Consider the following 20,767-nt stretch of genomic DNA (forward strand, 5'->3'; position numbering starts at 1 on the left):
TTGATTACATACCGATCAGCTTCACAATCTGATTGGCAACGATCTTTGCGCTTTGATCATCTGTCTGGATAACAAAGTCAGCCACTTCTTCATACAGGGCGTTGCGCTCTTGTGCCAGACGCTCAAGCACCTCACGCGGCGGCTCTTCAGTCTGTAGCAGAGGACGGCGTTTGTCTCGCTGTGTACGCGCCAACTGCTTTTCAATGGTGGTTTCGAGGTAGACCACGATGCCACGAGCAGACAACTTGTTGCGGGTTTCCCGGCTCTTGATGGCTCCACCACCGGTTGCCAGCACGATACCCTGCTGCTCAGACAATTCGCTGATCACCTTCTCTTCGCGAATACGGAAACCCTCTTCGCCTTCAACATCAAACACCCAGCCGATATCAGCACCACTGCGGCGCTCAATCTCATGATCTGAGTCGAAAAACTCCATATGCAGTTGTTCTGCCAGATGTCTACCTATGGTGCTCTTGCCCGCACCCATGGGACCTATCAGGAAAATATTGCGTTTCTCAGCCATGTTTTTTCGTTAGTAATTACAAACTGTACGACCCCGATAAATACTGGATCGGGGTACCTATGAACCTTATCTTGCGATGGATCAGGAGGGGGATTATCTCAATAGATATCGGGACTGGCAACCGCAGCCCTTACGCCCCAGCCTCATTGGGGCGTAAGGTTATATGTGTTTTACCTTCACATGTAAAGCCTTCAGAAGGCGTCGGTGACTATCTTGGGGGTCACGAAAATAAGCAGTTCACGCTTTTTGTTCTCGCTGGTGGTCTTGCGGAACAGGGCGCCCAATCCGGGGATATCACCCAGCAAGGGCACCTTGGTCACATCGCTTTTGATAGTCTGCTGATAGATGCCGCCCAGCACCAGTGTCTCGCCATTGTTAACCAGTACCTGCGTCGTGATGGACTGGGCGTTGATGGAGACTGCATCACCGGTACCGGTCGGTACGGTTTCGCCCTTGGTATCCTGGGTCACGGTCAGGTCGAGGATCACCCGGTTGTCAGGGGTGATCTGCGGCGTGACTTTCAAGCTCAGTACCGCCTTCTTGAAGGTGACCGAGGTTGCACCACTGGAAGAGGACTCCACATAGGGGATCTCGGTACCCTGTTCGATCAACGCCGGTTTCTGGTTCGCAGTGGTCACCCGCGGACTGGCGATAATCTCGGCCTTGCTCTCTTTTTCCAGCGCAGACAATTCAAGGTCAAGCAGGGTTCCATCGGCCAGACGGGCAACCTGGAATGCCAAGGTACCGGCAGCATTGGTCACCGGCAGATTGACGTTCATCCGATTATCGACCGAGGGTCTGGTAATCGTTGAACTACCGTCGTTATTACCGGACGAATCATTCCCTTCAATAGAGCCTGAAGTGCTGTTGCCGTGACCATCGTTCTTGGTCACTCCCCAACGTACCCCGAGCGCTTCATCGAAACCGTCATCGATGGTCACCATACGCGCTTCGATCACCACCTGCTTGACCGGGATATCCAGAATATCCAGCATCCGCTTGATACTGCTGATAACCTCAGCCGTATCCTTCACAACCAGCACGTTGGTCCGTTCATCCACACTCACCGCGCCACGTGGCGATAGCAACTTGGTACTCTCGGATGAGAGCAGAGCAGCCACTTCGGATGCTTTTGCATAGTTGATCTGCATATATTCGGTATATAACTGGGCCAAATCAGCCACCTGATTCCGGCTCTCCAACTGCTGTTTCTCCCGTGCTGCAATCTCTTCAGCCGGAGCAACCAGCAGGATGTTGTTATCTAGCCGCTTATCCAGACCGCGCACTTTTAAAATGATGTCGAGCGCCTGCTCCCAGGGCACGCCATCCAGACGTAGTGTCAGATTGCCTGCCACAGAATCGGTAGTAACCAGATTGAGGTTGTTGAAGTCAGCGATAAGCTGCAACACGGTTCTAACCGGGATATCCTGGAAGTTCAATGAGATGGGCTTGCCCTGATACTGCTTTGAAGACGCAGATGCCGCCGTGCGTTTTTTCACTTCGATAATGAAAAGTTTATTAGCCTGATCGTAACGGTAATCAAACTGGCCATTAACCGACAGCTCAAACAGGGTATCGTTGCCCTGCCGGGACACCTCAACCTGAGAGACCGGTGTCGCAAAATCCTGTACATTGATCAGATTAAGCAAACCATCAGGCACGCGAGTACCATGAAACTTGGCCAGCACAGTTTGACCGCGGCTGCTCACATCGACGGCAGCGGAGCTGTTGTCAAGTGTGACCAGAAACTCCCCCTGACCATCCTTGCCACGACGAAAATCCACCCCGGTCACCGAGTTGAAATAGGCTCCACCGCCACTGTTCTGATAGCTGCCGAGCAGTGGTTTGCTGGCAGCAGGCGTCGCAACAGGAGGGGTTACCGGTGCAACAGGCATTGACTTGGCAACAACCTGAGAATTGAGCAGTGCCGAAGGAGCTGGAGTGGCCACCATGGCTGAGGAAGCCGTTGCGGCAGGTGCAATCAGGGCGCTTTCGCCATTAATCAGAGCTGATGAGGTCCCTTCACCAAGGGAAACCAGCAATTTATTACCCTGTTGCTGCACCTGATAGGGAGCCAGCTGATCGAGAGCGATCTTGATATCAAGGCCTGCCCCCTTCCCTTCCACCTTGATGTTGTCTACTCCCTGACGCTGAATAGGCAGCGGGTTCACCTTGAGTGCGCCCACAGCACCGGGGACATGCAACAGGAGCTGGTTAGGTTGATAGGAGAGACGATCGGTAAAGCCACTCACAGGCTCGCTGAAGCTGAGCTCCAGTTGCAACTGGTCTGCCAGCAATGGATTAACTTTTATCTCTTGCAAGGTTGCCACTGCCCACGCCTGACCAAAGGCACTGGCGCAAAACAGCAAAGCCACTTTTGTTACACTGTCTATGGTTGTTCTCATTGCTGTTCGTCCCTGATTATTGTTTTTCTTGCATATTGGCCATCGCCAACTGGGTTTCTCTTGTTACCCAGCACCCCTTCCCGTCCGGAATGGTTTCCAGTAAATCCACTGCCGTAGGAGTAATCTTGATGACTCTACCCTGATCGAGCCCCATATACTGGTTGAGCCCGACCCGTATTGATTTTCCATCAGGTGTGCTGATCAGGGCCCACAACTGCCCGGCCTTTCCCAAGGAGCCGTGCATTGACAAGCTGGCGAGAGAGTAGTTTTCCAATACCTCTTTTTCTCTGTCCATCATAACCTGTGCGCAATCAGGCTTCACCTGGGCACTATTCGCGCGCCCGACACTTGCTTCTGGTTGCGGCATCATGAAGGGACTACGCAGATCGCGTTGTTGATAGTGCATGGGGGAAAACGGCTTCAACTGGGGTAAGGGTTCAATAGGTACAGGGGGTCTTGCCTTTGTTTCGGCAATATAGGAATCCATCTCCTCCTGACCACCACAGGCCGTCAGCAAGAGGGCAGGTAACAACCAGCAGATGCGTCTCATTGTTTCTGCTCCACTGTTTTACCGTTGTACTTGTAGGTTTTGGCCAGCATCGACATAGCAATCAGGTCTCCCTCATCCTTGCTCTGACTCAAGGTAAAGGAGTCGAGTATGACGATACGAGGCAGGGCTGCCATATCTGCCGTAAACTTGCCGATCTGATGATAATTACCTACTACCTCGATCCGCATGGGCAATTCGGTAGAAAACTCGTGCTTGACCTCCGGTTCCCAGTTGATGCGATTGAGTTTCAAGCCATTATCGGTGGCAATAAAACTGATATCGTCCAGCAAACCGGCGACCTCATGGGTATTGGGCAACTGCTTGAGCTGGGTATCGACCAGTTGCTCGAGCTGGATCATTTGTGCCTTGTAGGCGCCCAAATTGGCTGCCAGCATCGCCTTGCTTTCAAACTGGCCTTTCAGCTCCGTCTCTCTGGCGCTCTCTTTGGTCAGATTGCCTAAGGAATTGGCAATCACGTAGTAATAAATAGCGCCACCAGTCAACACACAGCACAGCAGGATAAAGACAGCTTTCGCCCATTTTGGCCAGCTCGCGATGTCATTCAGATCAAGCTCGTTGAGTTGCTGAAGGTTCATTTGCTCTCCTTGGCCATATCCCCGGCAGCCGCGGTATTATTGGCAATCAGGAACATCATCGAGAATTGACTCAACGATACCGGCGCGACCTCCGCTGCAAAAATGGTGCTTATTTTCGACTGTCCCAGCCAGCCGGAACCATCGATTCGACGCATCATGCTGGCCACTCGACCATAAGCTTCTGTCTTGCCGTTGACATCGATAATATTGTTCTGCAACGAGAGGGTATTGAGGTAAACCCCATTGGGTACCAGAGAGGGCAACTGGTTGAAAAGACGAACGGGCACATTTCGACGCATTTGAAGATGTTCAATGAGTTGCATCCGATCGATCAGCTCCTTGCGACGTTCTTTAAGCAGGCGGATTTCTCCCAGTTGTGCATCCAGGATGGTCATCTCCTGAACCAGACGCTGATTACGCTGCTGCTGGGCGGCAATCTGACGCTCGACCAGCCAGTTGGCAAAGAGGCTCAGTGCGACAGTGACCAACACGAAAAGCCCGAGCAGGGCACCAAACTGTTTCTTTTGCCGCTGAGCACGAGCCTCGCGCCAGGGGAGAAGGTTTATATTTGACATGGTGTAAAACTCCTCAGAGCCAACCCGAATGCCGTCATATATTTAGCGCCATGTACCAGATCAACCTCTCCTTTCGGTTTGCCAAACAGGGCGAACAAATCCGGATGAAACACCTCGCAATTGGCTTCCTCTTTTACCTGTACCAACAAGCCAGGTAGCAAGCTGCCTCCCCCGGTCAACACCAGTTTGGCTATATCACGATAACCTGACGAGCTGCAAAACAGCTGGATATTGCGCCGCACCTGTTGCAACAGCGAGTTGATATGTGGCATCAACACGTCCAACTCATGGTCAACAGGCAAGGTGCCTTTGGTCTTGGCTTGCTCAGCTTCATCGAGGGTCATGCCATAAAAAGAGGAGAGCGCCTGGCTATATTGATCACCGCCGAAATTCTGCAAGCGCGAGTAGATCACCTCTCCCTTGACCAAGGCTGCGAAGGTCATGGCACTGGCGCCAATGTCGATCACCCCGATCGGTCGCTCACTCTCCTGCAACTCGGGCAAACAGGCCACAACGGCCCGCCCCAAGGCATGGGCTCCCACATCCACTACCTTGACGGCAATGCCAGCCTCAGCGAGAGCGCTGACCCGGCCATTGACGCTCTCAGTACGGGCTGCGCTCAACAGGACATCCTGACGATCTTCACTGGCGCTGGTGTCCAGCACCTCAAAATCGAGGCTGACTTCATCGAGGGGAAAGGGAATTATCTGTTCGGCCTCCAGCTGCACCTGACTCTCCAGCTCCTTGTCACCAAGGCGAGCATCAATCTGGATGACCTTGGTGATCACATTGGAACCAGTCACCGCTGTCGCGGCATAATCGCTGTGGCCAGAGATAAGGCGCTTGAGGGTTTTCAAAGATGGGCTGACCCGCTCGATATCCTGTAGCTGGTAATCAACCAGCGTACCTTTCGGGGTGGCGACCTCGGCAACAGATTCAATATGCAGCTTGCCGGGACGACCAGTGAGGGTAACGGCCTTGATGGTCTGGCTACCGAAATCAATGCCCACCAGGGGGAGGAGGGATCCCTTATTAAATAGCCCAAACATATACACATCCATGCGTTATTGGGTTTTATACCTGAATTGAGTGTAGGACACTCTAATCAGATGAGAGCTTGATCCATCCTAAATGCTCTAACTATCAATGTCATAAAGTTTATACCGAAAAGTGACCCACCTCGCTTTCTTGAGATAAAGGGAGGCACCTTGGTTATTGCTCACTGTAGTGCTAACCTCTCGCATCCTGTCGATGGGTGACTTGCCACAGGAAAACCTCGAATTCCAGATGGCAAAAGGGCTATACTCTGCGCCCGTTGGCTAAATTTAAGACGATTGGTAGTTCTTCCATGCTGAAATGGCTCGTTCGCCTGTTTATTGTCATGATGCTGGGTGCTGTGCTGGGTGTTGCCAGCCTCATCGGTATCTACTTCTATATCAAACCCCAACTGCCCGATGTCACCGCACTGCGTGATGTCAAACTGGCAACCCCGATGAGGGTCTACAGCCGAGATGGGGAATTGATCGCCCAATATGGCGAAATCCGTCGCATTCCGTTGCGCTTGGATGAAATCCCCCAACCAATGATCGATGCCGTACTGGCAACCGAAGATGCCCGCTTCTACGAGCACCCCGGCATTGACCCCATCGGCATCATTCGCGCCGCCTCCGTCTGGGCCGTATCAGGTCATGCCCGTCAGGGTGCCAGCACCATTACCCAGCAGGTTGCACGCAACTTCTTCCTGAGCAATGAGAAAACCATCATCCGCAAGATAAAGGAGGTCTTCCTGGCCTGGCGGATCGAGCAGAATCTCTCAAAAGACGAGATCCTCGAACTGTACCTCAACAAGATCCCTCTCGGTTATCGCTCCTTCGGGATCGGTGCTGCGGCTCAGGTTTATTTTGGTAAAGAGGTCAAGGATCTGGGGCTGGACGAGATCGCCATCATTGCCGGTCTGCCCAAAGCCCCCTCCATGCTCAACCCCATCCGATCCCCCGAGCGCGCCTTTGCGCGCCGCAACGTTGTGCTTGGTCGGATGCTGGAGACCGGCAAGATCACCCAGGCCCAGTTTGACGAAGCGTCCAAAATGCCGATCAAGGCCCGTTTTCACGGCGCCGAAGTGACCCTGCACGCTCCCTATCTGGGTGAAATGGTACGCCAGAAGATGGTAGAGCAGTTTGGTGAAGATGCCTACACCATGGGCCTGCACGTCTACACTACCGTCTCTGCCGAACGCCAAAGGGCCGCCAGACAGGCTCTGCTGGATGGCGTCTTTGCCTACGATATGCGTCACGGCTATCGTGGCCCGACGGCCCAGTTGTGGAAGGCAGGCGAAACAGCTTGGGATTACGAGCAGATCGTGGCCCACCTTGGCAAGCAACCCACTTATGATCCGCTGATGGCGGCAGTCGTGACCAAGCTCGGTGACCGTAGCGCCACACTGGTACTTAAAAATGGCAAGGAAGCAGAGCTGGGCTGGAACGGCATTAAATGGGCTCGCTCCTTTATTACCGACGACCGCCAAAGCTATGCCCCGAAATCGGCACGCGATGTACTGAAAGTCGGCGCCCAGATCTGGGTGCGGGAAGAGGGCGAAGAATTGCTGCTGGCCCAAATCCCGGACGTCAACGCCGCGCTGGTTGCCATGAACCCGAAAAATGGCGCGCTGGAAGCAGTAGTTGGCGGCTTCAGCTTCGAACTATCCAAATTCAACCGGGTCGATCAGGCGCGTCGCCAGATCGGTTCAAATATCAAGCCTTTCCTCTATGCGACCGCGCTGGAGCACGGCTATACCCTGGCGTCGCTCATCAACGATGCGCCAATCAACCAGTGGGATCCGTCAAAAGGGCCCATGTGGCAGCCCAAGAACTCCCCGGCCGTTTATGATGGCCCCACCCCGCTGCGTCTGGGTTTGGCCAAGTCCAAGAACGTGATGTCGGTTCGACTGATGCGCGCCATCGGTCTGGATACCTATATCGACGGTCTGACACGCTTTGGCTTCCCCCGCGACTTCATCTCGCCCCATGAGTCACTGGCGCTGGGCGCAGCCGAATTTACCCCCCTCGAGGTGGTGCGTGGTTACTCGGTACTGGCCAACGGTGGCTTCCTGGTGACCCCATACTTCATCGACAAAGTCACCGACAGCCTGGAGAACACCCTCTATCAGGCCAATCCTGCCATTGCCTGCAACAATTGCGAACAGCAGACGGCGTCCGAGCAGAGCACACTGCCGGAGCCAACTGTTGATGGCGCAGCACAAGATGGCACGCAGACCCCTCTCGCGCCAACCATCGCCCCGCATACCATCAGTGCCCAGAGCGCGTTCCTGATCACCGACACCTTGAGCACAGCCATCTGGGGTGGCAACGGCTGGCGTGGTACCGGCTGGCGTGCAGCCCGTGACCTGAAACGTCACGATATCTCCGGCAAAACCGGTACCACCAACGAATCGCGGGATGCCTGGTTCTCCGGCTATACCCCGGACATCGTAGCTACTTCCTGGATCGGTTTTGACAACCACCAGCGTGGCCTTGGCCGTGCCGAGTTTGGTGGTGGCGCTGCACAGCCTATCTGGATCGACTTCATGAAAGTCGCCCTCAAAAAGCTGCCGGAGCACAAGATGCCGGTTCCCGAAGGGATCATGACGGTGAAGATTGACAGCGAAACCGGACTGCTGGCGACCAGTGGCGGAACCGACGAATACTTCAAGGAAGGGACCGAGCCGACCCGTTACGCCGCGCCCAGTTCGGACGGCAATCAGGTCTATGGTGGTGACAACCCCGATGTGGAAGGGCCTGTCTCAACCGACGATATCTTCTAAGCTGCTCTCGCGGCAGAAGCAAAACCGGCAGCCTTGGCTGCCGGTTTTTTTATTGGGCCAACTGCTTGCTCATCAGCGTGGCAATCGAGGCGGCCAGCTCGTTGAAACAGGGGCGACGTACCGAGTAGTGGCGATAGAGCAGCGAGATGGTACGACCCGGCACAGGGTCAACCACAGGACGATAGCTCACACCTCCCTCATCATGATCGGCGGGTACGGCCAGCTTTGGCACCAGGGTCATGCCGCTACCGGCGGCCACCATGTTGCGCAGCGTCTCGAGACTGGTCCCCTTGAAGCGTTGATCCTCACCTATCCCGCCGGCGAAACAGAATCCCATCGCCTGCTCCCGCAAACAGTGGCCATCGGCCAGCATCAGCAATTTCTTGCCCTTGAGATTGCCGAGTGGCACCTGTCTGGCCTGTGCTTCGGGGTGATGGCAAGGCACAGCCAACCACATCGGCTCGTGGTAGAGCTGGATTGAACCAAACCCCTCCATCCCCGGCATCTCGGCCAGAATGACGCAATCCAGCTCCCCCTCTTCCAGCCGTTTGAGCAGGGTTTGGGTCTGCTCCTCATAGAGATAGAACTCCAGCTGGGGAAAATGCTCACGCAGGGTCTGGATAATGCGGGGCAACAGGTAGGGGCCCACGGTCGGAATAAAACCGATATGGATCTCCCCGGACATCGGCTCGGAGAAGTGCTGACCGATGCTCTTGAGCTCGCGCACCTCCTTGAGCACCCGACGAGCCTGATGGGCCATGGCATCGCCAGCCGGGGTAAACAGCACCTTGCGCGAGGTACGTTCGATCAAAATGACCCCGAGTTCATCCTCCAGCTTGCGCAGCTGGCCGCTCAGGGTGGGTTGACTGACAAAGCAGCGTTCAGCGGCTTTGCGAAAATGTTTTTCCTCATCCAGCGCCACCAGATATTCGAGATCGCGAAGATTCATACAGCAAGAGTCCTGCCTGGAAAATGGGCCATCAGCATGCACAATATCACCCGGCGGAACAAGTCATCGGCTCGCTCTGGCCCTCGGAAATAACACAGCCCGATCACCTCGCGGCAATCGGGCTGTTTGACTCGACAAGGGATTACACCCTGAAACGGCGCACCATATCCTGCAACTGGCTGGCCAGATGGTTCAACTCATTGCAAGCTTGAGCCATCTGGGTGGCACCGGCAGCCACCTCTTCGGAGGCGTGGCTGATATTGACCACGTTGCGGTTGAGCTCCTCACTCACCGCCCCCTGCTCTTCGGTGGCTGTCGCAATCTGGATGTTCATGTGGGAGATGCTGCTGACCGAGCCACTGATCTGGGAAATGGACTCGCCCGCTTCCCGAGCGGTAGCTACCGTGGTGTTCATCAGCTCCTGACTCTGTTGCATGGTACTGCCCGCCTGTTCGGCACGCTGCTGCAACTCGGCAATGATGGTATTGATCTGGGAGGTGGAGTCCTGGGTTCGTTTGGCCAGAGTACGCACCTCATCAGCCACCACCGCAAAACCCCGTCCCTGCTCACCGGCCCGGGCCGCTTCAATCGCCGCGTTCAATGCCAGCAGATTGGTCTGTTCGGCAATGCCGCGGATCACCTCCAGCACCATGCCGATATTGCGGCTATCATCGCCCAGTTGGCGGATCACCACTGCAGTGCTCTCGATGGCCCCCGCTACCCGCTCGATGCGCAAAATAGAGTCATTAACAGTCTTGGCCCCAATCTCTGCGGTTTCGCTGGCCGAGGTGGCGGCACTGGCGGCATCGCTAGTGTTGCGAGAAACCTCCTGAACCGTAGCCTGCATCTCGTTCATCGCGGTTGCCAGCTGATTAAGTTCATGCTGCTGGGCACTCATGTTGGCCGCTGACTGCCTTGCTACCGAGCTCATCTCTTCGGTGGCCGAACTCAGTTGCACCACTGAGCCCGAGACTTCACTGACCAGGGTACGCAAATTGGTCTGCATCTCGCCAAACCCTTTGGCAAGAGTCCCCAGTTCATCATTGTTGAACTGTTGCATATCGATGCGGGAGGTAAGATCACCGGAGGAGACACGGCGGGTCTGCTCCAGCAGGGCCATCACCGGATTGCGGATCTGGGCGGTCAACAGCCAGGCAATCACCACCACAAAAGCCAGCGTCACCAGGCTGACAATAATGCTCATGGTTCTGGCATTGCTATACATGGCCGCAATGTCTTTCACCATCTCATCGGCAATCTCGTTATTGATCTCCCGCAAACGATATGACTTGGCACCAACCTCTTCCAATGCGGCACGAGTCTCGTTTTTGCGCAGACTTCTGACTTTATCCAGATCGCCAGCAGCAAAGGCATTTAACAGCTGGTCATGTACCGAAAAATACTTGGCCCCCGCCGCAACCACCTGCTCATAAACCTGCTTCTCTTCACCAGTAGTGAAAGGTAAAGCACCATATTTTTGGGCTGCTTGCTCAAATTCCTGCTTGGCCTTATTGAAGGTCAGGGTGCGATCGCTTACCTCTTGCTCATCCTTGTTCAGGCCACCGATGACCTGGGCCAACTCTGAACGACGCGCATCCAGCACGGCAACATGCATCTGGCTCGCCAGACGAGTAGAAGGCAGTAAATTACCCGTGATGGTTTCGGTATCACCATAGAGCTTTGCCAGCTGGCTGATTGAAAACCAGGCCAAGCCCAGTACCAACAAGGCCAGGATGGCAAATCCGGCACTCAGTTTCTGGCCGATGGACATGTTTTTGAACATATAAGGGCTTCCTTGAAATGAGTCTTCACTCCCGCAACATCCACCGGGAATGGTCATATAGAGCATAGCCTGCACCCGGAAAACAGAAGGATTTCATACCGTTTCTGTGATTGTTTGCCTATCGGCCCTGGACACCTTTCCTGAAGCGGTCTCGTGTTCAAATAACAGCCATCATGTCATTAGAGCCAGCAGATGCGTGCTCAGAGCATCCGGCTCCCCCATAAAATCGGCAACCCGTACAGGCGTGACCCGCCCCTTGTGCATCAGCCCAAGGGTAGGATAACCCTGACCACCCAGCCATTTCATCCAGCCCTGGCTATCTGCCAGATGTTGCAGCAAGGGGGCCTGCAGATAAGCTTGCTGGAATGCCTCCGCTGCAATCCCCTGCTCTGCCGCCAGCCTGGCAAGAAACGCCGGCTCACCAATCCAGCTCCCTTCCCTATAGTGGGATTGTTGGATCCGGTGCAACATGGCCAGCCCATCGCCCCCCAATGTCGTGACGGCCAAGACCGCGCGGATCGGCGGCTCGGAGTCCAGCAGAGCCCCTTCCCGCAGCAGCAGTTCGTTGAAGTAGCGCTCGCCAAAATGCTGACCGGTCAGCGCTTCGATCCGCTGATCATGGGGGCGCACATAATCACGCAATGCCTCGCCCATCGGCTGACGGCGACTACCCAGCCAGAGACCGCCCGCATGCAGCTCGATCTCGAGCCCGTCAATGGTGGCTGCCGCCTGCAACAGGGGGGCGGCACCGTAGCACCAGCCACAGAGCGGGTCATAGACATAATGGAGGATGGTTTGTGGTTCGCTCATCTTCATTCTCGCTTCAATCTCGGATAAAAAACCGGGCCCTGAGGCCCGGTAAAAAAACACAGGGAGAGCAGGCTCAGTGGCTTACCACTTCATCTCGCCGGTATTGACCTTGGCACCGATGGCCAGACCATCGTCAACCGGCAGTGCCGGATAGGCCTTCTTCAGGGCCTCAATCAGCTCGCCGGAATTTTTTGCCTTGGCCAGCTCCAGCTCGAAACGCTCTACATAGTCACGGGTAAAGGTCACAGCAGCAGTGCCTTTGGGCGCAGTGCCCAGGAAGTGGCCCGGTACTACACGTTCGGGTTTCAGGGCCAGCAGGTTGTCCAGCGCCTTGACCCAGTTGCTGCGGGCCGCTTTGGTCTGGCTGTCGGCCATCCAGACATGCACCCCGTGGTAAACCGGCACACCACCAAAAGCAGTCTTGATGGAAGGGGCCCAGAGGTAGGCATTCGGGGTGTTCATCTCTTTGATTTCAATCTTCTCGCCATCCAGCGTCAGGTGACTGGCCGTCATCACTTGCGGCACGGTCAGGCTCTTCGGTGCCCCCTTGCCGAGGATCGGGCTCCAGTAGTTCAGCTTGGCATCCTTGGTCTGGTTGATGTGGTCAACCACATGCTGGTCGGCCAGCACCTTGACATCCGGGAACGCAGCCATGACCGGCTCCAGACCGAAGTAGAAGTCGGGGTCACCGGCACTGATATAGACAGTGGTCAGCTTCTTGCCGCTCTTCTTGATCATGTCGACCAGCGCCTGACCATTTTGTACGTCGAACTGGGCATCGATCAGGATGGCCTCTTTGTCACCGGTCACCAGTGAGGAGGAGACCGGGAAGATCGCCTTCTCGCCAGGGTTATAGACGGTCACGCTCAGGGGGGCTGCCAGTGCGGCGCCACTCAGCAGGGTGGTCGCCAGAGTCAGGTTGCGGATCAGGGTGTTGTTCATCATCTATTCCTCATTAAGTATTCGGGGGTTCATTTGATGGACAGAGTGTATTGGATCACATAAGGTGCAAATACAGCATAAAAAGCACATCACTGTTGCACTTATCGAACATATAGAGAGCCATACATGGATCGACTGACCGCATTGCGGGTCTTCGTCAGCGTAGTCGAACAGGGGAGCCTGAGCGGCGCCGGAGAGAAACTGGATATGTCGCGCGCCATGGTGTCACGCTATCTGGCCGAGCTGGAGAGCTGGATGGGCGCTCGCCTGCTGCACCGCACCACCCGTCGTCTGAGCCTGACCGGGCCGGGAGAGGAAGCGCTGAACCGGGCCCGCGCCATGCTGGCCCTCGGCGAAGAAATGGAGCAGATCGCCGTGAAGGGAGATGACGCCCCCAAGGGACAACTGCGGATCACCAGCAGCTACTCCCTGTCAGAAGCGCTGCTGGTCGGGGCTGCCAACGACTATCTGGCGCAATACCCGGGGACGGCCATCGACATTCTGCTGCTCGACAGAACCGTCAATCTGGTAGAGGAGCGGATCGATCTGGCGGTGCGCATCACCAACGACCTCGACCCCAATCTGGTGGCGCGCCGTCTCGGCACCTGCCACTCGGTAGTCTGTGCCAGCCCGGCCTATCTGGCCCGTCATCCGATGCCACACAAGGTGCAGGATTTGGCGCTGCACAACTGCCTCACCTACACCTACTTCGGCAAGAGCCTGTGGGAGTTTAATGGACCGGACGGTCCCGAGTCAGTGCCGGTCAGCGGTAACCTGAGCGCCAATATCTCCAACCTGCTGCTGGAAGCAACGCTGGAAGGCGCAGGGATCAGCCTGCAGCCACGCTACTCGGCCCAACCCTATCTGGAGCGCGGAGAACTGGTGCCCCTGCTGACCGACTGGCAGCCCAAGCGCCTCGGGGTCTACGGGGTGTATGCTACCCGCAAACAGATGTCGCCACTGCTGCGCAGCTTCCTCGATTTTCTGCTAGCCCGCATGGCGGCGGATCCCATCTGGCAGGAGTAAGCACACCTCAAACCCGACCATGAAGAGAAGGGGCCGCTGCGTGCCCCTTCTTCATTCCGATCCCTTGATCAGGCTTCAAATCCGAATGGTTCTGAGTGAGGCGCTTCCTGCTGCGCACTCTCGTCCAGGAAAATATCCCGATAAGCCACATAGATGGAGTAGTTGAGCGCCGGGATCACCACCAGCAGACCCACCAGCAGCAGCGCCGCGCCAAACAGCAGCAACATGGCTGAGAGCAGCCCCCACCAGAAGAAGGGCCACATATTGCGCCAGCAGCCGAAGAAGCTCAGACGCACCGCCTGGATGATGCCGATATCGTGGTGGTAGATCAGCGCAGGAGCAAAGGTGACCCCCATCAGCACGGGAATGATGAGCAGCATTCCCACCAGCAACACCAGCAGCAGTTGTTGCAACTGGCTGGCAGAGACCACCATGCTCTCGGGATCCTGCGTCAACAGCGGGAGCAGCCCCCACACGGAGAGCAGACCGAGACAGACGAGACCAACCAGGCTGAACAGCAGCAACACCAGCAGACCGCCGAGCATCAGCGGGGTCAACTTGTGGCGAAAACCGGCGAAGAGATCGGCAAACTGCAGCGGCTCCCCCCGATAACCCCGAGCGGCGACCGCCACCCAACCCGCGCCCCACACCATGTAGAGCAGCTGGGAGATAAGGCCCCCCGCCGGCAGTTGCTCCAGCAGCATGCCCACCATAAACCAGACCAGCACCATGGCTACGCTGATCCCCATCCCCTTGTTGAAGATATCGAACCCGCTGCGAACCCAGAGCCAGCCACGACCTGTCGTGTATCGGGCCGGTGTGGTGCGCAAAGGGGGTAATCCGTTCATATCGTCTCCTCGGAGTGTCGGTGGCATAAGTGCCGGAAGCCGATTCTAGAGCCAGGGCGGGGGCGACTCAATGGCGAAGCAACCCGAGCACGACATAAAACCTGACGCAACTATGCACAAAAGGGGCATCAGCCGCGCCTGTCGTGGCCAGCGTGCCGTGATCACCCTTTAGTGATCGACGAATGCCGGACAGGGGGTTGTCATCCCGCCATCCCGGGCGCTTTAACATCGAGTGGTATCGTCATGAGAGTTGTGTGTTGTCTGTTGTTGTTACTGGCCAGCCAGTCGGCCTTGGCCGAGGGTTTTATCAGTCGCCTGCTCAACCATCCGGTACCAGGTGGCGTTGCGGTGATCCCTCTTGGCGCGTCACCCACTGCCCCCACGGCCCGCTATCACGACAAGCCCGTGCTGGTAGTGCGCGAAGACAACCAGTGGATCGCCATCGTCGGCATCTCTCTGAAAAGCACGCCCGGCGCCCAGCAACTGACCACAGGTGATGGCCGTACTCTCGGCTTCACCGTGACCCCCAAGCACTACCGCGAGCAGCACATCAAGCTCAAGAACAGCCGTCAGGTCAATCCGCTCGCCGAGGATATGACCCGCATCAACCGAGAGCTGGCGGAGCAGACCCGGGCTTACCAGACCTTCAGCCCCAACCAGCCGAGCAACCTGATGTTCGACAAGCCGGTCAACGGCCCCCTCTCCAGCCCGTTTGGCCTGCGTCGTTTCTTCAATGGCGAGGAGCGCAATCCCCACTCCGGCCTCGACTTCGCCGTGGACGCCGGCACCCCGATCAAGTCCCCCGCCGCCGGCAAGGTGATCCTGATCGGCAACTACTTCTTCAATGGCAATACCGTCTTTGTCGACCACGGTCAGGGGCTCATCAGCATGTTCTGCCACATGTCGAAGATCGATGTGAAGCTCGGCCAGAGCCTGCCGCGTGGCGGCATCGTCGGGCGAGTCGGTTCGACCGGCCGCGCTACCGGCCCCCATATGCACTGGAACGTCAGCCTCAACGACACCCGGGTCGATCCCGCCATCTTTATCGGTGCCTTCAAGCCCTGAATCGGCAGAGCCCGTTAACAAAACATCCTCTAACAAAACAGGCAGCCCATGGCTGCCTGTCTGCTATCTGCACGTCGAACCTGATTACCTATCCGGCCAGCGCGTGGGCGCCGGACTCCCGACGCATCGCCCGCCACATCACCAACACCAGCAATGAGCTGCACGTTGGCAATGCCAGCCAGACCCCGGGCACGCCCCACAGGGTCGAGAATCCCCACAAGAAACCGCCGATCAGCACCAGCTTGCCACCAGTGAGCAGGGAGGCGATGCGAGCCCGATTGATGGCCTGGAAGTAGGTGGCCCCCACCAGCAGCAAGCCCTCCATCGGCAGCCCCCAGAAGTAGAGCCAGATCCCGAGGCTCGCCACCGGCAGCAGGGTGGCGTTGTCGCCGGCAAACAGATAGACCGCCGCCTCCGGCCACAGATAAAGCGGGAACATGGCGCACAGGGCGATCCCCAACGTCACTCCGAGTGCCAGGTTGCGGATCCGCAGCACCCGCCGCCAGTGACCGGCTCCTGCGTTGAAGCTGGCGATGGGCTGGATACCCATGGCGATCCCCTCGAACACCAGATAGAAGAAGGCCTCGGTGTAACTGATCACCCCGTAGGCCGCCACATGCAGCGAAGTGCCGACCGCCAGCAACGCCTTGTTGTGCAGCGCCAGCACTACCGAGAGATAGAGGTACATCAGAAAACTGGAGACCCCGAGGCGCACCGTCTCGCCCATCAGCCGCAGATCGGGGCGCAAGGTGTCCCAACTTATCCGCAGCTGGCTACGCGGTGTGAAGAAGTGCCACAGGCAAGCAAGGCCCGTCACTGCCTGGGAGAGCATGGTGGCCGTCGCCACCCCGGCCAGTCCGAACGGAAACACCACCATCAACAGATAGTCGAGCAGCACGTTGAGCAGCCCCCCGACTACCATGATGAGGGTGACAAATCCGGGGCGCCCATCGTTGCGCAGCAGCGAGCTGAACGCCATCGACAGCACCGCAAAGACGCCAAGCCAGGCGTAGGCCTGCAGGTAGGAGAGCCCGGCGGTGAAGATCTCCCCCTCCGCCCCCATCCAGGCCAGCATGGGCTCGCCATAGCGGATCCCGATAAAACTGAGCAGTGCCGAGGCCAGCAACACCATCACCAGCGCATTTCCGACGATATGGCGGGCTTTGGCCGGGTTGCCCTGCCCCAGATAGAAGGAGACCAGCGACGAGGCCCCCATGCCGATCAGCGCCCCCACCGCATAGAGCACGGCGCAGATGGGATAAGCCAGCATCAAACCGGCCATGCCATCCTGACCCAGCACATGGCCAACGAAGATGCCATCGATGGTGACATAGATGCCGGTGATCAGCATGGCCGCCACGGTCGGGGTTACGTAACGCCAGAAAAGGCGAGATAGCGGGGCTGTGCCCAGATCAACAGCTGACATATTCGACTCGGTGGAGAGAAAGCGGCCGGGATCATAGCGAAACGGCAGCACGACTTCCTGTTATTTGTGTTATGAATCATTAATATAGACTGCTTTACCCGCCTCCCTGCCCTGTTTTAGGCTAGGGCCACCTCTTCTGAACGGAAACGAGCCTCATGTTGCAACGCCTGCTCACCCTCTTGCTGCTCTCCCTTATCTTGTTGCCGCCAGCCGTGCGCGCCGACGATGCCATTGCCCAGGCCGAATCCCTGTTGCAGAGCGTGCCCAAGAGCGATACCCCGGAAAACCAGAAGCTGCGGGAGAGCTACCAGCAGGCGCTGCAATTTGCCAGAGAGGCCGAGCGTTACCGGGAGCAGAGCAAAGCCTATCAGCAGATCCTTATCGATTACCCCAAGGAGTCGGCACGGCTCAAGGAGAGCCTGCACAACTATCAGCCCGCCGCTCGCCCGCCGCTGGCGAGCCTCAAGGAGGAGGCGCTGCGCCAGGCCATAGGCCTGAGCAGCAACCGCCAGCTCAACCTGCGCAAGGAGCGGCAGGGGGTGATGGATAGCCTCAACCAGCTAGAGAGTACCGGGCAGGAGTATCACCTGCGGGTGGATGATCTGCGCAAACAGCTGCAACTGACCCGCAGCCAGCTGGAGCGACTGAGCTTCAGCAGCGAATCGGATCGCCAGCAGGAGGCACAGCTGCTGCTGACCAGAATGAAAGAGCAGAGCCTCTCCGACCGGATCCAGATGCTGGAGCTGGAGCAGCTCTCTGCCCAGCAGCGCAACGATCTCGGCAAGCTGAAACTGCAGGAGCTCAATCTGGCCATCGCCGACGAGGATGAGTGGCAAGCCAGCCTGCTGACCCAGCAGAACCAACTGCGGCGGGAGAAGACCGAGCAGGCGCTGGAGGAGAGCGAACGGCTGCGCAAACAGCTCACCACCGACATGCCGCTGCTGCTGGAGCAACAACAGCAGAATCAGGCGCTCTCCATCCAGCTCGGCACACTGGAAGATCAGATTGAGCGGGTGCAGGATGAGCAGCGCAGCGTCGACAAAAATCTGTTTGAGCTGAATGAGCTGGTCAACTCGGTGCGCGAACAGCTGGAGTGGCTGCAGATCAGTAATGCCTACGGCGAGAACCTGCGCAGCAAACTCTCCGATCTGCCTCCCCAGTTCCCCCTCGACAAGCTGGAGTCCGCCATCGTCAGCGCCCGCATGGCCAAGTACCAGTACGAGAGCGAGCAGGATGGGCTCAAGGATACCCGCCAGTTGCGCGACAAGCTGATGGCCGAAGAGGAGGTGACGCTCGATCGGCCACAGCAAGCGGTGCTCGACAACCTGCTCAAGGCCCGGCGCCAACTGCTGACCCGGCTCAACGACGCCTCAGACACCCTCATTCAGGAGCAGACTCGTCTCAAGCTTCTATACAGCCGCCAGAACAGCAAGATCGACGAGATCCGCGAAATAAGCGCCAGCCACCTGTTCTGGATGCCGGATGTGCGCCCCTTTACCCCACAGGTGATGCTCGGTATTCCTGCCGCGCTGACCCTGGCCTTCAACCCGGACAACTGGTTGCAACTGCCCTATGCCATCGCCGAGAACAGCCCGCTGAGCCTCACGCTAGCCGGTATTGGTCTGCTGGTGCTGGCCTGGAGCTGGTTCAAGCTGGCCCGTCACCTGAGCCTCTATTGCGACCATATTGCGCCGCGGATCGGCAAGGTGACCCAGGACAAATTCAGCCTCACCAGCCGCTTGCTGCTGCGCTCCCTGCTTGCCGCCCTCCCCTTGCCCGCCATGGTGCTGATGGTGCGCGGCCTGCTCGAAGGGGCCTGGCAATACCCGTTTGCGGTGGCGGTAGCACGCGGCCTTGGCGAGATCTGGTTTCTGCTGCTGGCACTGGTGATGGCCCGCCATCTGACGCTGGAGCGGGGGATTTTGATCCACCACTTCCGCTGGCCCCGGGAACAGGTGCAAAAGGTATGGGGGCAGTTTCGCACCCTGCTGCTGGTGCTGATCCCGAGTTTCTTTGTGCAGGGGATGGCCAACAGCTATCAGGAGCACGCCTTCTACGACTCCCTCGGCCGGATGGCCTTCATGATCGGTGCACTCTGGCTGCTGCTGTTCTTTGCCCGCCTCAACCGGGAGCGGCTGCCGCTCACCTGGGGCCAGACCGACATGACCAAGCCCCATCTGCTGCACCACTTCATCTGGAACAGCCTGATGCTGGCGCCGCTGCTGGCGGTGATCGGCGCCCTGTTTGGCTACTTCTATACCTCGCGCACCCTGCTGCGCCAGCTGGAGCTGAGCCTGCTGATGGGGCTGGGTTGCCTGCTGATCTACTATCTGGCCAGACGCTGGATGCTGATCCAGCGCCGCCGCCTTGCCTTCGAGCGTGCCAAGAGCAAGCGGGCCGAGATGCTGGCCCAGCGCGGCCGTGACGACAATCAGGAGGAGCTAAGTTCGGAGATCCCCGATGTGGTGGAAGAGACTGAGCTGGACCTCGACACCATCAGCGCCCAGTCGCTGGGGCTGGTGCGCACCCTGCTGATGCTCGGCTTCACCATGCTGGTGGTAGTGCAATGGTCGGATCTCAACTCGGCGTTCAGCTTCCTCAGCAATATCGAGGTATGGCAGGTGAGCAGCAAGATTGGTGGCATCGAGCAGCTCTCCGCCATCACCCTGCAGGATCTGATGCTGACCGCCTTCGTCTTCATCCTGACCGTGGTGACCGCCCGCAACCTGCCGGGGCTGATGGAGCTGACCCTGCTTCAGCACCTCAGCCTCTCTCCCGGAACCGGCTTTGCACTCACCACGATCAGCAAGTATCTGGTGATCCTCGTTGGCGCCCTCACCGGTTTCTCCATGCTCGGTATCGACTGGTCGAAGACCCAGTGGCTGGTGGCCGCCCTCTCGGTAGGGCTGGGTTTCGGCCTGCAGGAGATCTTCGCCAACTTTGTTTCCGGCCTCATCATCCTGTTCGAGAAACCAATCCGGCTCGGTGACACTGTGACCATTCGCGATCTCACCGGCACCGTAACCAAGATCAAAACCCGGGCGACCACCATAGTGGATTGGGATCGCAAGGAGATCATCGTGCCCAACAAGGCCTTTATCACCGAGCAGTTCATCAACTGGTCGCTCTCCGATGCGATAACCCGGGTCAAACTGCGGATCCGGATCGGTCTGACCCGTGATCCGAAACTGGTGCAACGTATTCTTGAGGAGGCGATCCATGCCTCTACTCTGGTACTGGAGACCCCCAGTCCGGAAGTATTCCTGATCGAATTCACCGACTCGGCGCTGATCTACGAGATCCGCCTCTACGTCAACAACATGGATCACCGGATGCCCATCACTCACGAGGTTCACTCGCTGGTGCTGGAGAAGATGCAGCAGCAGGGACTTACTCTGCCCCATCAACAGATCGACATTCACCTGAGCCGCGGCTGATCCGCGAGGTAA

16 protein-coding genes are annotated in these 20,767 nt (G+C 57.5%); 4 read left to right on the forward strand and 12 right to left on the reverse strand.

What is annotated here, in order from left to right; all coding sequences use genetic code 11:
• Positions 1 to 4 precede the first annotated feature (4 nt).
• From aroK to tapM, 6 genes are all read right to left on the reverse strand, one after another.
• Positions 5 to 523 carry a shikimate kinase AroK gene (aroK, locus tag G5182_RS04725; RefSeq protein ID WP_005347909.1) on the reverse strand — a complete coding sequence of 173 codons (519 nt, stop codon included), beginning with the start codon at positions 521 to 523 and terminating at the stop codon, positions 5 to 7.
• A 191-nt stretch (positions 524 to 714) separates the two neighbouring features.
• Positions 715 to 2,928 carry a type IV pilus secretin PilQ gene (locus tag G5182_RS04730; protein ID WP_216953061.1) on the reverse strand — a complete coding sequence of 738 codons (2,214 nt, stop codon included), beginning with the start codon at positions 2,926 to 2,928 and terminating at the stop codon, positions 715 to 717.
• Positions 2,929 to 2,944: 16 nt separating this feature from the next.
• Positions 2,945 to 3,478 carry a pilus assembly protein PilP gene (locus G5182_RS04735; protein WP_216953060.1) on the reverse strand — a complete coding sequence of 178 codons (534 nt, stop codon included), beginning with the start codon at positions 3,476 to 3,478 and terminating at the stop codon, positions 2,945 to 2,947.
• Complete coding sequence (gene tapO / locus G5182_RS04740; RefSeq protein ID WP_216953059.1) at positions 3,475 to 4,074, reverse strand: PilO family type IV pilus biogenesis protein TapO; 600 nt, start codon at positions 4,072 to 4,074, stop codon at positions 3,475 to 3,477. The genes G5182_RS04735 and tapO overlap by 4 nt, the downstream gene beginning before the upstream one ends.
• Positions 4,071 to 4,649: a PilN family type IV pilus biogenesis protein TapN gene (gene tapN / locus G5182_RS04745; protein ID WP_216953058.1), complete on the reverse strand. Its 579-nt coding sequence runs from the start codon at positions 4,647 to 4,649 to the stop codon at positions 4,071 to 4,073. The genes tapO and tapN overlap by 4 nt, the downstream gene beginning before the upstream one ends.
• Positions 4,637 to 5,698, reverse strand: a complete 1,062-nt coding sequence (tapM, locus tag G5182_RS04750) for a PilM family type IVa pilus assembly protein TapM (RefSeq protein ID WP_302055918.1) — start codon at positions 5,696 to 5,698, stop codon at positions 4,637 to 4,639. Before tapM ends, tapN begins: the two co-directional genes overlap by 13 nt.
• Positions 5,699 to 5,997: 299 nt before the next feature.
• Here tapM and G5182_RS04755 point away from each other — a divergent pair, with 299 nt between their 5' ends.
• Entirely contained in the window at positions 5,998 to 8,469 is a 2,472-nt protein-coding gene (locus tag G5182_RS04755) for a penicillin-binding protein 1A (protein WP_216953056.1), read from the forward strand.
• A gap of 49 nt (positions 8,470 to 8,518) precedes the next feature.
• On the opposite strand, the gene oxyR is transcribed toward G5182_RS04755, so the two are convergent.
• From oxyR to G5182_RS04775, 4 genes are all read right to left on the reverse strand, one after another.
• Positions 8,519 to 9,418 carry a DNA-binding transcriptional regulator OxyR gene (gene oxyR / locus G5182_RS04760; protein ID WP_216953055.1) on the reverse strand — a complete coding sequence of 300 codons (900 nt, stop codon included), beginning with the start codon at positions 9,416 to 9,418 and terminating at the stop codon, positions 8,519 to 8,521.
• 142 nt (positions 9,419 to 9,560) lie between these two features.
• Positions 9,561 to 11,201 (reverse strand): methyl-accepting chemotaxis protein, encoded by a 1,641-nt coding sequence (locus tag G5182_RS04765; protein ID WP_216978208.1) that lies wholly within the window; start codon positions 11,199 to 11,201, stop codon positions 9,561 to 9,563.
• 171 nt (positions 11,202 to 11,372) lie between these two features.
• A complete protein-coding gene (locus G5182_RS04770; protein ID WP_227342104.1) occupies positions 11,373 to 12,017 on the reverse strand; it encodes a DsbA family protein in 645 nt (214 codons plus the stop codon).
• Positions 12,018 to 12,092: 75 nt separating this feature from the next.
• Positions 12,093 to 12,953 (reverse strand): Vmh family MBL fold metallo-hydrolase, encoded by an 861-nt coding sequence (locus tag G5182_RS04775; protein ID WP_227343009.1) that lies wholly within the window; start codon positions 12,951 to 12,953, stop codon positions 12,093 to 12,095.
• Positions 12,954 to 13,079: 126 nt separating this feature from the next.
• Here G5182_RS04775 and G5182_RS04780 point away from each other — a divergent pair, with 126 nt between their 5' ends.
• Entirely contained in the window at positions 13,080 to 13,979 is a 900-nt protein-coding gene (locus tag G5182_RS04780) for a LysR family transcriptional regulator (RefSeq protein WP_005362277.1), read from the forward strand.
• 68 nt (positions 13,980 to 14,047) lie between these two features.
• Here G5182_RS04780 and G5182_RS04785 read toward each other — a convergent pair whose 3' ends face one another.
• Complete coding sequence (locus G5182_RS04785) at positions 14,048 to 14,827, reverse strand: BPSS1780 family membrane protein (RefSeq protein ID WP_227342102.1); 780 nt, start codon at positions 14,825 to 14,827, stop codon at positions 14,048 to 14,050.
• A gap of 243 nt (positions 14,828 to 15,070) precedes the next feature.
• Here G5182_RS04785 and G5182_RS04790 point away from each other — a divergent pair, with 243 nt between their 5' ends.
• Positions 15,071 to 15,892 carry a peptidoglycan DD-metalloendopeptidase family protein gene (locus G5182_RS04790; RefSeq protein ID WP_421230605.1) on the forward strand — a complete coding sequence of 274 codons (822 nt, stop codon included), beginning with the start codon at positions 15,071 to 15,073 and terminating at the stop codon, positions 15,890 to 15,892.
• Positions 15,893 to 15,980: 88 nt separating this feature from the next.
• Here the strand turns inward: G5182_RS04790 and G5182_RS04795 are convergent, their stop codons facing one another.
• A complete protein-coding gene (locus tag G5182_RS04795; RefSeq protein WP_106842912.1) occupies positions 15,981 to 17,318 on the reverse strand; it encodes an MATE family efflux transporter in 1,338 nt (445 codons plus the stop codon).
• A gap of 155 nt (positions 17,319 to 17,473) precedes the next feature.
• Between G5182_RS04795 and mscM the strand changes: the two genes are divergently transcribed.
• Complete coding sequence (mscM, locus tag G5182_RS04800) at positions 17,474 to 20,755, forward strand: miniconductance mechanosensitive channel MscM (RefSeq protein WP_421230606.1); 3,282 nt, start codon at positions 17,474 to 17,476, stop codon at positions 20,753 to 20,755.
• Positions 20,756 to 20,767 lie beyond the last annotated feature (12 nt).

This window comes from Aeromonas sp. 600948, from assembly GCF_049174875.1.
GTDB lineage: Bacteria > Pseudomonadota > Gammaproteobacteria > Enterobacterales > Aeromonadaceae > Aeromonas > Aeromonas veronii_A.

What these genes read in the sequence shown, in the direction of transcription:
- G5182_RS04795 (WP_106842912.1), bottom strand. Translation starts at nt 17,318, where the DNA reads ATGTCAGCTGTTGATCTGGGCACAGCCCCGCTATCTCGCCTTTTCTGG.
- mscM (WP_421230606.1), top strand. Translation starts at nt 17,474, where the DNA reads ATGTTGCAACGCCTGCTCACCCTCTTGCTGCTCTCCCTTATCTTGTTG.
- tapM (WP_302055918.1), bottom strand. Translation starts at nt 5,698, where the DNA reads ATGTTTGGGCTATTTAATAAGGGATCCCTCCTCCCCCTGGTGGGCATT.
- G5182_RS04765 (WP_216978208.1), bottom strand. Translation starts at nt 11,201, where the DNA reads ATGTTCAAAAACATGTCCATCGGCCAGAAACTGAGTGCCGGATTTGCC.
- G5182_RS04730 (WP_216953061.1), bottom strand. Translation starts at nt 2,928, where the DNA reads ATGAGAACAACCATAGACAGTGTAACAAAAGTGGCTTTGCTGTTTTGC.
- G5182_RS04770 (WP_227342104.1), bottom strand. Translation starts at nt 12,017, where the DNA reads ATGAAGATGAGCGAACCACAAACCATCCTCCATTATGTCTATGACCCG.
- G5182_RS04790 (WP_421230605.1), top strand. Translation starts at nt 15,071, where the DNA reads ATGAGAGTTGTGTGTTGTCTGTTGTTGTTACTGGCCAGCCAGTCGGCC.
- G5182_RS04755 (WP_216953056.1), top strand. Translation starts at nt 5,998, where the DNA reads ATGCTGAAATGGCTCGTTCGCCTGTTTATTGTCATGATGCTGGGTGCT.
- G5182_RS04775 (WP_227343009.1), bottom strand. Translation starts at nt 12,953, where the DNA reads ATGAACAACACCCTGATCCGCAACCTGACTCTGGCGACCACCCTGCTG.
- tapN (WP_216953058.1), bottom strand. Translation starts at nt 4,649, where the DNA reads ATGTCAAATATAAACCTTCTCCCCTGGCGCGAGGCTCGTGCTCAGCGG.
- G5182_RS04735 (WP_216953060.1), bottom strand. Translation starts at nt 3,478, where the DNA reads ATGAGACGCATCTGCTGGTTGTTACCTGCCCTCTTGCTGACGGCCTGT.
- G5182_RS04780 (WP_005362277.1), top strand. Translation starts at nt 13,080, where the DNA reads ATGGATCGACTGACCGCATTGCGGGTCTTCGTCAGCGTAGTCGAACAG.
- oxyR (WP_216953055.1), bottom strand. Translation starts at nt 9,418, where the DNA reads ATGAATCTTCGCGATCTCGAATATCTGGTGGCGCTGGATGAGGAAAAA.
- aroK (WP_005347909.1), bottom strand. Translation starts at nt 523, where the DNA reads ATGGCTGAGAAACGCAATATTTTCCTGATAGGTCCCATGGGTGCGGGC.
- G5182_RS04785 (WP_227342102.1), bottom strand. Translation starts at nt 14,827, where the DNA reads ATGAACGGATTACCCCCTTTGCGCACCACACCGGCCCGATACACGACA.
- tapO (WP_216953059.1), bottom strand. Translation starts at nt 4,074, where the DNA reads ATGAACCTTCAGCAACTCAACGAGCTTGATCTGAATGACATCGCGAGC.